A 15,719-nucleotide genomic window follows, 5' to 3' on the forward strand; every position below is an offset into this window, starting at 1 on the left:
AGTAAAATGAAAAACAAAATAATAATAGGCTTAATAATAATAGCGGTATTAACGGGCGGTGTGCTGGCATACCAGTTTTATTTTAGGCACCTGCTCGAAAGGAAAGAGCAGGTCACCGGAGAGCTGTATATATGCCCGATGCACCCTCAGATACAGGAAGACCATCCGGGTGTCTGTCCAATTTGCAATATGGAGCTTGTATTAAAGGGTAGCGGTGAAACTATGAAAGGCATGGAAGAATATGGAGATGATGCAAATCACGAGCTTGGCGAGATAAAGCTTTCGCCCTCGGAAGTTGTGCTTGCCAACGTTCAGACCACAGTCGCAAAATATGGGGATTTCGATTTTTCATTACAGGCAGACGGAGTTGTAAGGGCGAGAGATGATGCTTACAGGCAGATATCATCTCCGGTAGCAGGAAAGATAATGAGGCAGTATATAGATTACGAAGGTCAGTGGGTGGGCAAAGGACAGAGGGCATTCGAGATATATTCGCCGGAGCTCGTTGCTACGCAAAAGGAATATATACTTGCCTATAAGAATATGATGAATGTAAAAAATTCGGAATACACGAGAGTATATGAGAACGCAAAATCGATAGTGGATGCAACGAAGGAGAGATTGAAATTATGGTTCATTACCGACAGGCAGATAGTGGAGCTGGAGGAATCCGGTCAGGTAAGGAACTCGCTGACATATTACGCGGATTATTCGGGAGTAGTAACGAAGAAGTATGTGAACGAAGGAAGCTGGGTAACAGAAGGAATGACGATAGCGGACGTGGTAAATCTTGGTTCAGTATGGGTGGTTGCAAACGTTTATGAAAATGAGCTGGGAAGTGTACGGGTTGGGCAGTATGTGAATATCTCCCTTAGCGGGTATTCTGACCAAACGATTCGGGGAAGGATCGATTACATAAATCCATTTATAAACCCGGAAACTAGAACAGCCGAGGTGAGGGTCACAACTTCAAATCCCAATATGATGATGAAGCCGGGGATGTTCGTGAGAGTCGGGATTGAGACGAATAAGACATCAAGATATATAGTAGTGCCAAGGAATGCGGTATTGAGGACAGGAAAGGAAGACATTGTCTATATAAAGAAGGGTGATAATGTATTTGCTCCGAGGAAAGTGGTGATAGGAGGGGAAAGAGACAGAAGCTATTTGATTAGTTCAGGAATAAATGAGGGGGACGTGATAGTTACCAGCGCGGGATTTTTGCTCGACAGTGAGAGCAGGATCAGGACAGGGAATATGGACAGTCATGATCACGGCAACATGGATATGAATGGAAACGAGCCGAAGATAAACAAGGACCAGGACGCGATGAAAGACATGGAAAACAAGCGTTAAGGGGAAAAGAGATGATAGAAAAAATTATAGATTTTTCGGTAAAGAACAGGTTTGTGGTAGGTGTTTTGTATCTCGGCATAATTGGGTATGGAGTTTACTGTATGATACATACGCCCGTGGATGCAATTCCCGATCTTTCGGATAACCAGGTAATAGTGTGGACGGAGTGGAAAGGAAGGAGCCCCCAAGTAATCGAAGACCAGGTTACCTACCCACTTACAACGAGCCTGCAAGGGATGCCAAAGGTCAAGGCAGTGAGAAGCCAGTCGATGTTTGGAATGAGTTTTATATATGTGATATTCGATGATGATGCCGATATATACTGGGCAAGAAGCAGGGTGCTGGAGAAGCTTAACCAGGTGCAGGGATCTCTGCCCGAAGGGGTGACGCCTGTGCTGGGTCCGGATGGAACGGGAGTAGGACACATATTCTGGTATCATCTCAGCAGTGAAAAGTATGACCTTGGAGAGCTGAGAGCGATACAGGATTATTATCTGAAGCTGGGTCTGCAATCGGTAGAGGGTGTGGCGGAGGTAGCGTCGGTGGGAGGCTTTGTAAAGCAATATCAAATAGACGTCGATCCGAACAGGCTGAACGCATACGGATTGTCTATCTCGGACGTTAAGAACGCGGTAATGATGAGTAACAGGGATGTTGGTGGCAGGAATATCGAATCATCCGATATGGAATATTTTGTAAGAGGGCTGGGGTATATTAATAATGTGGAAGACATCGAGAGCATAACAATAAGAGCAAGCAAAGACGGAGTTCCGGTAAGAGTGAAAGACATCGCAACAGTACAGGTAGGAGCAGACATACGCCGGGGACTGCTGGACCTTAACGGTGAGGGAGAGGTGGTTGGAGGAATCGTTGTTATGAGGTACGGCGAGAATCCGCAGGTAGTGATAGACAGGGTGAAGGAGAAGCTTACCGAGCTGGAGAAGGGACTGCCAGAGGGAATAAAAATCGAAGTTTCGTATGACAGGAGCGACCTGATTTCAAAAGCTATCAATACATTAAAGTATGCAATAGTAGAGGAAGCGATAATCGTCAGCCTTGTTGTGATGGTGTTCCTGTTCCACTTCAGGAGCGCGGTGAGGATATTGATAGAGATACCTGTCGCAATATTAATCTCGTTTATATTGATGAAGCAATTTGGAATAACATCCAACATAATGAGCCTGGGAGGTCTCATTATCTCGATCGGTGTGATGGTGGACGCTTCAATTGTAATGGTGGAAAACGCTTACAGGAATTTCCACCAAGCACAGTTATTAGGCGGAGATGTGAATTATATAGAGATAGCGGCGAAATCTGCCAAACAGGTTGGACGGGCGATATTCTTCTCGGAGGCGATAATTGTAGTATCGTTTCTGCCTGTATTCATGCTTCAGGGACAGGAGGGAAAGCTGTTTCATCCGCTTGCATGGACAAAGACCTTTGCTATTGCGGGTTCAGCACTAATCACTATCACACTGGTTCCTATGCTGATGACCTTCTTTATGAGGGGAAAGTTTTACAGTGAGGATAAGAATCCTGTATCGAATTTCTTCGTGAAGCTTTACGCACCGTTATTGAGGTTTGCTTTGAAATACAGGAAGTCGGTATTGGCGGTGAACGTACTGGCGCTTTTGGTAACAATTCCCATAATAATGAATACGGGAAGTGAGTTCATGCCGCCGCTGGATGAAGGAAGCATTTTGTTCATGCCGACAACATTCCCGAACGTGTCGATAACGGAAGCAAAGAGGATCATGCAGGTACAGGATAAGATAATAAAGAGTGTGCCGGAGGTGGAGCGGGTACTAGGTAAGGTCGGCAGGGCTGATACTCCCACGGATCCTGCCCCGGTAAGTATGATAGAGTCCATTATCATATTGAAAGACAGATCGGAATGGAGAAAAGGAATTACTAAGAAGGATATCATTGCGGAGCTTAACTCAAAGCTTTCAATACCCGGAGTCAGTAACGGATGGACACAGCCGATAATAAACAGGATAAATATGCTTTCGACAGGTGTGAGGACAGACCTGGGGATAAAGATATTTGGTGACAATCTAGATACTCTGGAGAGACTGGCAATAGAAATCGAGAAGCTTGTCAAACCGATACCCGGTGCGGCGGATGTATTTGCGGAGCGGGTTCAAGGCGGTACATATATCGACATAGATATAAAGAGGGACGCGATAGCGAGATACGGGCTTAACGTCGAGGACGTGCAGGATGTTATAGAGATAGCAATCGGTGGTGAGAACATAACAACGAAGATCGACGGAAGAAGGCGCTTCCCGATAAGGGTGAGGTATATGAAGGATTATAGATTTGATGTAGAAGCGTTGAAGGATGTTTACGTTAATGCACCCCTAAACACAATGGGTACGATGCCGGATGACAGCAAGACGGTAAATCTCGGAGGGATCAATATATCAGGCAGGCAGATACCTCTTGGAGAAATAGCGGATATAAAAATCGTACCGGGACCGCCAATGATATCGTCAGAGGACGGCAGGCTGAGGTCGATCGTTTTTCTAAATGTAAGAGACAGGGATATGGGCGGATTTGTAAATGAAGCGAAGGAGGTGATGGATAAGAATCTGAAACTGCCTCCGGGATATTATTATACATGGAGCGGACAATGGGAGAACCAGATAAGAGCAAAGGAAAGGTTATCGGTAATTCTCCCGGTAGTGTTCGTCATTATATTTGTGATGCTTTACTTTACGTTTGAGAATTTTCTCGAGGCGTCGCTGGTAATGCTGTCAGTTCCGTTTGCATTGATAGGGGGAGTGTATTTTATGGCGATACTTGGGCTTAATTTTTCGGTAGCGATCTGGGTAGGGTTCATCGCGCTTTACGGTGTAGCTGTAGAAACAGGTGTGGTGATGGTAATATATCTGCATGAGGCTCTGGACAAGAAATTGATAGAGAAAAAGGGCAATTTATCCAAAGAAGATCTTATACAAGCGACGAAAGACGGGGCAATATTGAGACTAAGACCGAAACTGATGACGGTTGCTACGTCGATGTTCGGATTAATACCTATAATGTGGGCTACCGGAACGGGAGCCGACCTGGCAAAGCCTCTGGCAGTGCCATTAATAGGCGGTATTCTGACTTCGGCAGTACACGTGTTATTTGTAACACCGATAATATTCGTAATTATAAAGGAATATATGAGGAAGCGCGGAAAATTAAAACAATCGGATATGGCGAAATTTATGGTACATTAGAACAAATACGTTAAAAATAACGTTTAATAAGTATGTATGTTTCTGCTTTAAATTTAATTAAATTTTATTAAGTTATTATATATTAAGGAGCAATTGAAAATGAAGAGAATATTTATTGTACTGGGGGTGATATTATTTTTCAGCCTGGGAGCTAATGCGCAGGTGAAGGAGGCAGTAGTTGGCGTCGACGGATTTACATGTTCACTTTGTGCAAAAGGTGTAGAAGGTCAGCTGGAAAGCCTGGACTTTATCAAATCAGTAAAAACCAATCTGAAGGCAACGACCTTTACATTAACATTTGTAAAGGGTAAAAAGATAAATCTTTCGAAACTTGAGAAAGCAATAACCGACGGCGGATTCACTCTGCGCGATATAAAGGTAAAGGCAGACGGAACGCTTGCCGGTGATGCGGCATCGGGATTTTCATTGAATACGGGAAATTCACCAAATCTCAACCTGAAAAATGCGCAGGGAAGTTTTGATAAGGGTGACGCTGTATCGGTTTCCGGAATGGTGACCCTTCCCAATACCTTAAACGTTTCTACAATTAAAAAGAAGTAAATAAATAGAATGAATTTCAAAAGATTTTTATTTTTAATGGTATGTGCGTCCATCGGGGTGCACATATTTTTTTCATGCGGAGACGACAAGCCAAAGGCACCGTTTTCCGATATAGATACAAATAGGATTATACAGCCGAGCGGTGTAAAGCCAGAGGAGATGAGCAGTAAAGCGGAAGACAACACGGTCAGGTTTACGGCGGCTGTAAATGACATGTATGATTCATACGGCAGTATATCATACAGTATGTACTATAACGATACGACAAGGGTGAGAGGCGCAGTCAACATGCTTTTGAATTACATGGCGATGACAGAAAATCTGCTGGAGCAGGACCCGAAGTTTAAGGCAGAACTGTCGGAAGAAAAGATGAATGCATGGAACGATCTGAAAGTAAAAATTTACATTCAGGCAAACCATGTTAAGAATGCTTTTTCGATCGAAGCAAAGAGAAAAGAGTATTCTATTTTGAGTGACCTGATGCTTCAGCTGGTAACGGAGTTCGGATTGACGAAAGTATCAGATATAAATGTATATTATTGTCAGAAGGCATTGGACGGTCAGGGCGCTTACTGGATCAACAGGGTTCAGAACGAAGACTATATGAATCCGTATTCCACGATGGAGCAACATGCTAAGGGCAAGGACAGCTGTATGACATTGGTGAAGACCTTTAAATTCGACTAAATCAATCGCCTTTTAAGGGATCTATATAAATTTAGTCGAATAAATTCAATGTAATATTAATAGCAGTAATTTGGTAAAGTTTTTCCATAGAAAAAATTATTTTAATTGATTAGTTTACAGGATTAATCAGGATGCATGAAGAAACTTCTACTCGATTACAATCTTAAAGTACGAGTTCCTATAGTTCTATTTGTTGCTATTTCCGTCTTTGCAATTACCTACTATGCTTCCTTTGCCGAAAGAAATGGAATAGGCTATTCTCCAGAACAACCGATAAAGTTTTCCCACAAATTACACGCAGGCGATATGCAGATAGACTGCAAATATTGCCATTCCGGTGTGGATAAGTCATCATTTTCCAATGTGCCATCCGCAGAGACATGTATGAATTGCCATTCACTGGCAAGAACCGACAGACCGGAAATCCAGAAATTGACTCAGTATTACCAGGAAGGAAAACCGATCCCATGGAAGAGAGTTCACAGGGTACCGGAATTTGTGTATTTTAATCACAGCTCGCATGTGAATAAAGGTATAGATTGTAAGAACTGTCACGGCGATATAGCCAAGATGGAGCAGGTGGGTCAGGTGCATTCATTTACGATGGGAGCATGCCTCGACTGTCACAGAAATCCTGATAAGAACATAGCGGAATTTCAACAAATAAAGGATAACCTCAAAAAAGGTCCCCAATACTGTAATGCCTGTCACAGGTAGAAATCAGAATATGAGCAAGATCAAAAGAAAAAGTTTTATAGTAATGCTCGGAGCGTCAGCGGTGGGAGCGTATTCGCTGATCAAGTCTCCATGGGAGATATTCAGGGCAAAGATCGCGTCAGAAGATAAGAAGATCAAGGCGAAGTCATCTGTGAAGTTTGTTGAAAATCCAAATTCCATTAAAAGGAAGAATAATTCTTAATCTATAGAATGGATAAAAAGAATCTAGATATAAGTTCACACATTCTGAAAGACGATGTAAAGGATTTGCAAGAGGAAAGCAACGGGAAAGATCCTAACTACTGGAGGAGCTTCGGCGAACTATACAGGGATCCCGCTTTTCTGGAAGCAAAGAAGTATGAATTTACCGAGGAAGCTGAAACAGCTCCGGATGTATCCAAGATGTCAGGCATATCAAGGAGGAAATTCCTTGCCTTAATGAGCGCATCGGCGGCTTTGGCAGCGGCAGGGTGCTCGAACTTCAGAGATAAAGGCGAAATCGTCCCTTACAATAAACAGCCCGAAGGCGTGGTAATCGGAGAGCCGAACTACTTCGCTTCGACTTTTGTATATAACGGTCAGGATTACGGAACGCTGGTAAAGACAAGGGAAGGAAGACCAATAAAGCTGGACGGCAACCCGGATCACCCAGTAACAAACGGAAAGACCACCGCAAAGATACAGGCAAGCATACTAAATCTATATAATCCGGACAGGCTGAAAAATCCTCAGTACAGCGGGGACAGAAAAGAGTTTAAAGACATAACATGGCAGGAAGCCGACGGTAATATCATCGGCGACCTTGCGGCGGCGGCGGGATCCGGAAAAGAGATCGCAATTATTTCCGACCAGGTAATATCACCCACACAGAAGAAGCTATTCGCAGATTTTCAGAGGACATATCCGACGGCAAAAGTTTATGTGCACGAGTTATTCAACGACAATGCAAAGGACGCGGCATTCGAGAAATGCTATGGCATCAAGAAATTCCCATTAATAAAGTGGAACGAAGCTAATATAATAGTAGCCCTGGAAAACGACTTCCTCCTTACAGGCGGAAACGTGCCGGAGCAAACGAGACTATATACAGAGAGAAGGGATGTAATGAAGGGTGCCGACTTTAACAGACTGTACGTTGTGGAAGGCAACATGTCCCTTACAGGAATGAACTCTGATTACAGGCTGAGACTAAGGACAGACGCGATAGAAGAGTTTGTAATGAATCTGGCGGCGGAACTCTCGAGAAGGGGCGTGGTAATGAACGCCAACCTTGGAGGATACAATCTCGATGATTTCGCTTCAAAATATATGCTGGACAAGGAAGCGCTGGAGCAAATGGTGAAAGACCTCTTTGCAAACAGGGGTAAATCGATCATTACTGCGGGAAGTATGCTTCCCGAATCGACACAGATCGCAGTTAATATGCTGAATGATGCATTGGGAAATACAGCAATGTACTCATTCGATAATATAGTAGATGGAGCAACAACTCCTACAACAACGGCGGCTGGGGAAACACAGACAGAAACAACTACGGCACCTCCTCAAACGACAAACAGCGGAAATCTAATAATGATGAATACCAGGGCTAACCTGGATAACCTGATGAGCGACATGCAGGCAGGTAAGATAGCGGTGGTGATACATTTCGGCACCAATCCTGCATTTACGATGCCGGCTGATTACAACTATGCAGAGGCGCTGAACAATGTGAAGACGGTTGTGACAATGACAGAAGGAGCGAGCGATTCATCAGCAATAAGCAATTATATACTTCCGACAAACCACTTTCTCGAGTCATGGGGTGATTTCCAGACAAGGGCAAGCTATTACAGCCTTCAACAACCGGTAATATCTCCTCTATATAATACGAGGCAGAAGGAAGCAATGTTTCTAAACTGGTCGAGCGGAAGTCCTAACGAATACAACGATAACATCTATCATTTATATTTAAAGGATAACTGGGAAAAGAGTATTTATCCATCGCTTAATTCAAGCGTAGGATTTAACAATTTCTGGCCTGCGTCACTTCATGACGGTGCGGTGCTGACGAATAAGACTTCGTCCCGGACACTGCAATTCAATGCATCGGCATTAGGCTCAGCGGGAAAGATGGAAGCCGGAAGCGAAGTGGTAGTGATGCTGAAAGAGAGCGAGTCCATAGGTGACGGAAGATATGCGAATAACGGATGGCTTCAGGAATACCCGAACGCGGTTTCAAAGATAGTGTGGGACAACTACGCAGCGATATCTCCCGATACTGCAAAAGGTAAGGGATTGAAATCGAATGACGTGATTAAAGTTACTATTGACGGAAGAGAGCAAAACATGCCGGTATTTGTACAGCCGGGCATAGCTGACGGACAGATAGTGATAGATCTCGGCTACGGTCAAAAAAACGCAGGAACGGTAGGAAGCGGTACAGGCGTGAACGCCAACGTGCTGGTTGGAAAAGCCCCGGCTATTTCATACTGGCTATACAACGGCGCAGGTATGGAAAAGACAGGCGAGACTTACACGCTAGTTTCGACAGTCGAACACTATCCAATAGAAGATCCTCAATATAAAGACATACAATTCAGACGTCATATCATACAGGAAGGAACCGTAAAGCAATATAAAGAGAACCCGGCATTCCTCGCTGAGAGAACAGAGCATTTAAAAGAAGAGAATGAATTCCCGACAATAAACGGACAGGAGTTTGAATACCCCAACGTGAAGTGGGCAATGGCTATAGACCTCAACAGATGTATAGGATGCGGTGAGTGTATAATGGCTTGTAACGTAGAGAACAATATACCGGTTGTCGGTAAAGAGCAGGTAGAGAAGAACAGGGAAATGATGTGGCTGAGAGTGGATAGATATTACTCAGGAACAGTACAGAACCCTAGATCGAGCTTCCAGCTGATGCTTTGCCAGCAGTGTGATTTTGCACCTTGTGAGAACGTATGCCCGGTCAAGGCAACGGTTCACACGGATGACGGTCTAAACGGAATGGCATATAACAGATGCGTAGGAACAAGGTATTGTGCGAATAACTGTCCATATAAAGTAAGAAGGTTCAACTACTTTAACTTCCGCGGAATGTTTAAGGACGGATATCAAGAGCAGGAACCGCTCAATCAGATGATGAATCCCGAAGTAACGGTCAGATCGAGAGGGGTTATGGAGAAGTGCACATTCTGTATTCAAAGGATAATGCACGCGAGACAGGTTGCTACACAAGAAGGACAGGTATTCAATGGTGCAGGTGTTACTACTGCATGCCAGGATGCATGCGGAACGGACGCGATAGCTTTTGGAAACGTAAACGACAAAGAAGCGAAGATAAACGAATACAGAGAGCACAAGCTTGGTTATACAGTGCTCGATTCATTGAAAGTAAGACCCAATGTAACATACATTGCAAAACTTAGAAATACCGAAGAAGAAATTACGGAGGTTGAACATCATTGAGTTATAACGAGACATATACTGCAGAGCTTCCGTTAGTTCAGGGAAAAGACTCATTCAAAGAGATCGATGATGCGATACTGGCTCCTACCGAATGGAAGCCGGGTAAATCCTGGTATATGGCATTTGGTATAAGCGTGGTAGCGTTATTGATAGGCGCGGTGTCATTATGGCTGACGGTTTATTATGGTATCGGAATGTGGGGTAACAACAGCACTATAGGATGGGGATTCGGTATTATTAACTTTGTATTCTGGATCGGTATCGGTCACGCAGGTACGCTGATCTCCGCTATATTGTATCTATTCAGGCAGAAGTGGAGAACAGGTATCGCGAGATTTGCTGAAGCGATGACGATATTTGCCGTTATGACGGCGGGACTATTCCCGATATTTCACACAGGACGTCCATGGCTGGCAGGTTACCTGATACCATATCCAAACCAGAACTCACTTTGGGTAAACTTTAACTCACCTCTACTGTGGGACGTATTCGCGGTTTCGACATACTTTACCATTTCGCTGGTATTCTGGGGAATCGGTTTGGTACCTGATATCGCGGCAATGAGGGAGAGAGCAAAGAGCGGAATAAAGAAATTCTTTTACACGATAGGAAGTCTGGGCTGGAAGAACTCGAACAGGAACTGGCAGAATTACGAAAGAGCTTACCTGATATTAGCAGGTCTTTCAACTCCGCTGGTGCTTTCGGTACACTCCATAGTTAGCTTTGACTTCGCGGTATCGATATTGCCGGGATGGCATACAACGATATTCCCTCCATACTTTGTCGCGGGCGCTATATTCTCGGGATTTGGTATGGTGGCGACGGTGCTGATATTATTGAGAAAGGCTTTTCATGTAGAGCATATCATTACTATCAATCACCTCGAGACGATGAACAAGATATTGCTTGCGACGGGTACAATGGTAGGTTACGCATACGGAATGGAGCTTTTCATTGCATGGTACAGCGGAAATCAATTCGAACAATTTGCATTTATTAACAGGATATGGGGTCCGTACATGTGGGCTTACTGGATCATGGTCTCATGTAACGTAGGATTCCCGCAGTTATTCTGGTTTAAGAAAGTAAGAAGAAGTATCCCAATAATGCTTGTGATCGTTATACTGGTTAACGTTGGTATGTGGTTCGAGAGGTTTGTTATTATTGTTACGTCGCTTCACAGGGACTTCCTGCCATCGAGTTGGGCTATGTTTTACCCAACGCTCGTCGATTTCGGATTGTTGCTGGGAAGTTTTGGATTCTTCTTTACGTTGTTGTTATTATTCCTGAGAGTACTGCCGGCTGTCTCGATAGCAGAGCTTAAGGCAGTTACACCGCAAGCTCAGCCCACTATACATTTGAACGGGCATAACGGACACGCGGAGGAAGTTCATCTAAATCACGAGAACGCATAAGCAGATGCTTAATAAGATAAAAGAAAAAATAGCCGAAATAGATAAGGACATGGGTATCGATCCCCGGTCTAACGAGATTTATTGCGTAGCCGGGCTGTTTAATACTCCTGACGAGATCATGATAGCCGCAGACAAGGTGTCTTCGGAATACAGTGATTTCGACGTTCATACTCCTTACCCTGTACACGGTCTGGATGACGCGATGAAATTAAAGCCGACGAAGCTCGGTTATTTCTCGTTTACGTTCGGTCTGATAGGAACCATTTCTGCGTTATTGATGATAGGATGGATGTCGGGAATAGATTACCAGAGTATTGTAGGCGGTAAGCCGTTCTTCACTATTCCTCCGGCAATTCCGATCACTTTCGAGCTTACTGTGTTATTGTCCGGCTTAACGACGGTTGGAGTTATGTTATTCCTTTTGAATAAACTTCCGTGGACTAACAACCCGTTGATGGATACCGAATACATGAAGAGGGTGTCATCGGACAAGTTCGGTGTAATAATAAGAGCAAGCGATCCGAAGTTTAATAAAGAAGAAGCAATCAACTTCCTGAAAAGCGCGGGAAGCTATGACGTAAGCATTATAGATAAGTTCGAGCGCAGAGAAGACAATACAAGAGCTCCGATATTCGAGAAGAAGTTCCTCGGAATACTGGTGATGACTGCGATAGTGGTGGCGCTTGGTACATACGTGACATTGAACTGGGTGTTGTTCCAGCCTCCGTTCGATTTTATGTGGTCACAGGAAAAAGTAACACCACAGCAACCTTCGACATTCTTTTCGGATGGATTTTCAGAGAGGATCCCGCCGGAGGGAACAGTGATGAGAGGTGTGCTTCCTTATGAATATAAAGGGCTCCCGGATTCGGTGGTTAAGTATCTGTCAAACCCGCTTCCATTCTCTAAAGAGGTTTTGGAAAAGGGTCAGAACAGATTTAACACTTTTTGCAGCCCGTGTCACGGTTATTATGGTGAAGGCGACAGCAGACTGAGGGGACAATTCCCGAACCCGCCGACGCTTCAGAGTGAAAAAGTAAGGAACTGGTCAGACGGAAATATTTATCACGTAATTACAAACGGACAGAACGTAATGCCCAGCTATGCGAGCCAGGTGTCACGCGAGGACAGATGGGCAATTATACATTATATAAGAGTCCTGCAGAGGTCAAAGAATGCAACTGATCAGGATGTCGGCGCAACGGATTCGACCTCGACGACAGTGCAGACGCAGGACACAACTAAACAGATTCAAGCAGACACTACAAAAAAATAATGGAATATCAGCAAAAACCTTTACCGGGTAAAGTAATGACAACCGGTTTTATACTGTTAGCAATTGGAGCCATAGGGATAGGGCTGTCCTTTGTAGTGGACAGCGAAAGGGCGATGTTCAATTATCTCATTATGTACATGTTCATTTTGAGTATCTCGGTAGGTTCGCTTGGTCTTGTTGGAATGGAGTATCTCACGGGCGCTTCATGGAGCACACCGTTTAGAAGGATAAGTGAATTTTTGTCGTCGGTGATCCCATTGCTTATAATATTAGTGGTTCCGTTAATATTGGGATTACATACTCTATACGAATGGTCTCATAAGGAAGCAGTTGCGAACGATCCGTTACTGCAAAGTAAGGAACCGTATCTGAATGTAACGTTCTTCATAGTAAGAGTAATAGCAACATATCTGATCTGGCTTTTGTTCTATTTTGTTTTTATAAGGAACTCAAGGAAACAAGATACAACAAAAGACCCGAGACTTACAAAGATCAGCGTAAGGTTTTCCGCTCCGTTTGCTCCGTTGTTTATGATAACGCTTACGATAGCGGCAATTGATTTTATAATGAGCCTGGAACCGCACTGGTTTTCGACGATGTTTGGTGTTTATTATTTCGCAGGCACGGTGCTGTCGGCTTTCGCGGCTCTGACACTTGTATCGGTGATGCTTAAGCAGAACGGTTACCTTAGTTCAAAGATATCCAATTCGCATTTTTACAGTATGGGTGTGCTGATGTTCGCATTCACTGTATTCTGGGCCTACATAGGATTTTCACAGTTCATGCTGATATGGTATGCAGACATGCCGGAAGAGACATTCTGGTTTATGCTCAGGACACACGGTACATGGAAAATGGTATCGTACGGATTGCTGGTGATTCATTTCATTATTCCGTTCCTCGTGCTTATTCCAAGATCGGTAAAGACGAATATATCAAGATTAAAGGTCATGGCGATATGGCTGTTATTCGCACACTACTATGACCTGTACTGGATGATAATGCCGACATATACTCACAGAATGGGAAGCGAGAACGCGGTGTTTGGATGGATAGAGATAGTGTATCCGTTAGCCGCGGTAGGTTTATTTATGATAATGTTTAGCATGCAGGCGAAAAGAAATAACCTGATGCCTATAGGTGACCCGAAGCTTGAGAGCGGATTGAATTTCCATCTTTACTAAAGAAAATTTTATAGTCTGTAAATGGACAATATTAGAGAATACGAAATAAAACCCGATGAAGAGGTAATAAAATCTCCTAAGGAGAGAGTTAATCTCACGGGAGTTTATGCTCTGATCTATTTTGTTGTGCTTGTTGCCATAGTCAGCATCGGCACGATGTATCTCAGCAAGCTCGGCTACATGACATCGACGAAGATGGTTCCATTTACGATATCCGATACCGCGCAGGTGACACCATTGGGTGAGCTTCCCGTAAAGAAGGGCAGTACTACAGAACCAGTAGATGTTTCGATGTATCAAACTCCCGACGCAAGGATAATCGAGACAGGCAAACAGCTTTTCGCGTCTAACTGCGCGAGCTGTCACGGTGAAACAGGCCAGGGAAACGGTCCGGCAGGGGCTTCTCTGAATCCTCCCCCGAGGAATTTTACGAGCCTGGATAACTGGAAAAACGGTTATACTATAGAGGGAATGTACAAGACTTTGATGGAAGGTATACCAAACACGGGAATGGCATCGTTTTCGAATCTTCCGCCGAAGCAAAGGCTGGATCTGATCTCTTATGTGAGAACATTTAACCCGCAGTTCCCGCCGATAACAAGCGCGGATCTCCAGCAACTGGATGCAACATATCATTTATCAGAAGGGGAGAAACAGCCTAACCAGATCCCGGTAAGCATGGCAATGGATAAACTGCTTGAGGAAAACAAGCCTGTAAATACCGAGATCAAAGATGCGATCGGAAAAATTGAAAATGATAATTCAGCCGGAGCGGAACTGCTGAGAAGGGTAAGCAATGATATAGCCAAGACAGTTACCGCGCTGTTTAATGATAAAAGCTGGGCTTCAAGCGAGGGCACATTCGTTGCATTCGTATCGACAAACCCGCTGCAAAAAGGATTCAGAGCGCATGTGGACGATTTTACTGCAGAAGAGTGGACAACATTGTATGCGTATTTAAGAAGTGTAATAAACAATAATGTACAGGTGGAGGAAAATAATGGACAAGAAAAACAGACGACACAGAACCAGGTACAACCGAAGTAAGTCTATCTTTTTCTTTGTAATTCTTTTATTAAGTTCTATAACATATACTGCTCACTCACAGGAGCCACCGCCAACACCGGACCAGGTAGGTATAAGTGAAAAGCTCGGAGAGACAGTGCCGATGGACATGGTATTCTATGACGAATACGGGAAATCCATTACACTGGGAGAGCTAATAGGTGACAAGCCTACTGTGATCTCCATAGTTTATTACCGCTGTCCGGGTCTATGCAGTCCTCTTCTTTCGGGGCTTGCTGACGTGGTAAATAAGGTGGACCTCGAACCCGGCGATGATTTTAACGTGATTACAATAAGCATGGATCCGAGCGAAGATTATCACATGGCGTCGGAGAAGAAGAAGAACTACATTGCCTCGATGACACGCAATGTGGACTTCAATGACTGGAGATTTTTAACGGCTGACAGTGTGAACGCGAAGAGGATAACCGAGGTGGTTGGCTGGAATTATCAGAAGCAGGGAAATGATTTTATGCACGGCGCTGCAATAACGGTTGTATCGCCCGAAGGCAAGATAGTAAGATACTTATTCGGAACGGATTACAATGTATTCGATTTTAAGATGGCGCTGATAGAAGCTTCCGAAGGAAGAGTAGGAGCTTCGATCGCAAAGGTACTGCAGGTGTGTTTTAGCTATGACCCGGATGGAAGAAGATATACGCTGGATATTACCAGGATAACGGGCGGAATGGTATTATTTTTTATCGGAGTATTTGTTGTCGTATTTTTAGTTAAGAAAAAGAAAACAGTTCAAACATAATGAGGACTAAGA

At 44.0% G+C, this 15,719-nt stretch carries 12 protein-coding genes; all 12 read left to right on the top strand.

The window, feature by feature from the left end:
* Window positions 1-6 precede the first annotated feature (6 nt).
* The 12 genes from H6614_00770 (at window position 7) to H6614_00825 (ending at window position 15,707) form a co-directional block, all read left to right on the top strand.
* Entirely contained in the window at window positions 7-1,356 is a 1,350-nt protein-coding gene (locus H6614_00770; protein ID MCB9242186.1) for an efflux RND transporter periplasmic adaptor subunit, read from the top strand.
* A gap of 11 nt (window positions 1,357-1,367) precedes the next feature.
* Window positions 1,368-4,586: an efflux RND transporter permease subunit gene (locus tag H6614_00775; GenBank protein MCB9242187.1), complete on the top strand. Its 3,219-nt coding sequence runs from the start codon at window positions 1,368-1,370 to the stop codon at window positions 4,584-4,586.
* 99 nt (window positions 4,587-4,685) lie between these two features.
* The gene (locus tag H6614_00780; protein MCB9242188.1) at window positions 4,686-5,147 is read left to right on the top strand and encodes a heavy-metal-associated domain-containing protein; all 462 of its coding nucleotides are present in this window, start codon (window positions 4,686-4,688) and stop codon (window positions 5,145-5,147) included.
* Between the two features lie 57 nt (window positions 5,148-5,204).
* A complete protein-coding gene (locus H6614_00785) occupies window positions 5,205-5,834 on the top strand; it encodes a DUF3347 domain-containing protein (GenBank protein MCB9242189.1) in 630 nt (209 codons plus the stop codon).
* Between the two features lie 135 nt (window positions 5,835-5,969).
* The gene (locus H6614_00790; GenBank protein ID MCB9242190.1) at window positions 5,970-6,551 is read left to right on the top strand and encodes a cytochrome c3 family protein; all 582 of its coding nucleotides are present in this window, start codon (window positions 5,970-5,972) and stop codon (window positions 6,549-6,551) included.
* Window positions 6,552-6,561: 10 nt separating this feature from the next.
* Window positions 6,562-6,753, top strand: a complete 192-nt coding sequence (locus tag H6614_00795) for a hypothetical protein (protein ID MCB9242191.1) — start codon at window positions 6,562-6,564, stop codon at window positions 6,751-6,753.
* Between the two features lie 44 nt (window positions 6,754-6,797).
* The gene (locus H6614_00800; protein MCB9242192.1) at window positions 6,798-10,007 is read left to right on the top strand and encodes a TAT-variant-translocated molybdopterin oxidoreductase; all 3,210 of its coding nucleotides are present in this window, start codon (window positions 6,798-6,800) and stop codon (window positions 10,005-10,007) included.
* Between the two features lie 116 nt (window positions 10,008-10,123).
* Window positions 10,124-11,422: a polysulfide reductase NrfD gene (gene nrfD / locus H6614_00805; protein ID MCB9242193.1), complete on the top strand. Its 1,299-nt coding sequence runs from the start codon at window positions 10,124-10,126 to the stop codon at window positions 11,420-11,422.
* A 49-nt stretch (window positions 11,423-11,471) separates the two neighbouring features.
* Complete coding sequence (locus H6614_00810; GenBank protein MCB9242194.1) at window positions 11,472-12,698, top strand: DUF3341 domain-containing protein; 1,227 nt, start codon at window positions 11,472-11,474, stop codon at window positions 12,696-12,698.
* A gap of 35 nt (window positions 12,699-12,733) precedes the next feature.
* The gene (locus H6614_00815) at window positions 12,734-13,882 is read left to right on the top strand and encodes a quinol:cytochrome C oxidoreductase (GenBank protein MCB9242195.1); all 1,149 of its coding nucleotides are present in this window, start codon (window positions 12,734-12,736) and stop codon (window positions 13,880-13,882) included.
* A gap of 21 nt (window positions 13,883-13,903) precedes the next feature.
* Window positions 13,904-14,929, top strand: coding sequence for a cytochrome c (locus tag H6614_00820; GenBank protein MCB9242196.1), 1,026 nt, complete (start codon window positions 13,904-13,906; stop codon window positions 14,927-14,929).
* On the top strand, window positions 14,883-15,707 hold the full coding sequence (locus H6614_00825; protein ID MCB9242197.1) for an SCO family protein: 825 nt from the start codon (window positions 14,883-14,885) through the stop codon (window positions 15,705-15,707). The genes H6614_00820 and H6614_00825 overlap by 47 nt, the downstream gene beginning before the upstream one ends.
* Window positions 15,708-15,719 lie beyond the last annotated feature (12 nt).

Source organism: Ignavibacteriales bacterium, from assembly GCA_020635255.1.
Lineage (GTDB): Bacteria > Bacteroidota > Ignavibacteria > Tepidaquicellales > Tepidaquicellaceae > JAEYVS01.

Excerpts from the sequence above, each read along its gene's own strand:
- H6614_00770 (MCB9242186.1), top strand. The coding sequence starts at position 7 with ATGAAAAACAAAATAATAATAGGCTTAATAATAATAGCGGTATTAACG.
- H6614_00790 (MCB9242190.1), top strand. The coding sequence starts at position 5,970 with ATGAAGAAACTTCTACTCGATTACAATCTTAAAGTACGAGTTCCTATA.
- H6614_00810 (MCB9242194.1), top strand. The coding sequence starts at position 11,472 with ATGGGTATCGATCCCCGGTCTAACGAGATTTATTGCGTAGCCGGGCTG.
- nrfD (MCB9242193.1), top strand. The coding sequence starts at position 10,124 with ATGGCATTTGGTATAAGCGTGGTAGCGTTATTGATAGGCGCGGTGTCA.
- H6614_00815 (MCB9242195.1), top strand. The coding sequence starts at position 12,734 with ATGACAACCGGTTTTATACTGTTAGCAATTGGAGCCATAGGGATAGGG.
- H6614_00775 (MCB9242187.1), top strand. The coding sequence starts at position 1,368 with ATGATAGAAAAAATTATAGATTTTTCGGTAAAGAACAGGTTTGTGGTA.
- H6614_00795 (MCB9242191.1), top strand. The coding sequence starts at position 6,562 with ATGAGCAAGATCAAAAGAAAAAGTTTTATAGTAATGCTCGGAGCGTCA.
- H6614_00780 (MCB9242188.1), top strand. The coding sequence starts at position 4,686 with ATGAAGAGAATATTTATTGTACTGGGGGTGATATTATTTTTCAGCCTG.
- H6614_00825 (MCB9242197.1), top strand. The coding sequence starts at position 14,883 with ATGGACAAGAAAAACAGACGACACAGAACCAGGTACAACCGAAGTAAG.
- H6614_00820 (MCB9242196.1), top strand. The coding sequence starts at position 13,904 with ATGGACAATATTAGAGAATACGAAATAAAACCCGATGAAGAGGTAATA.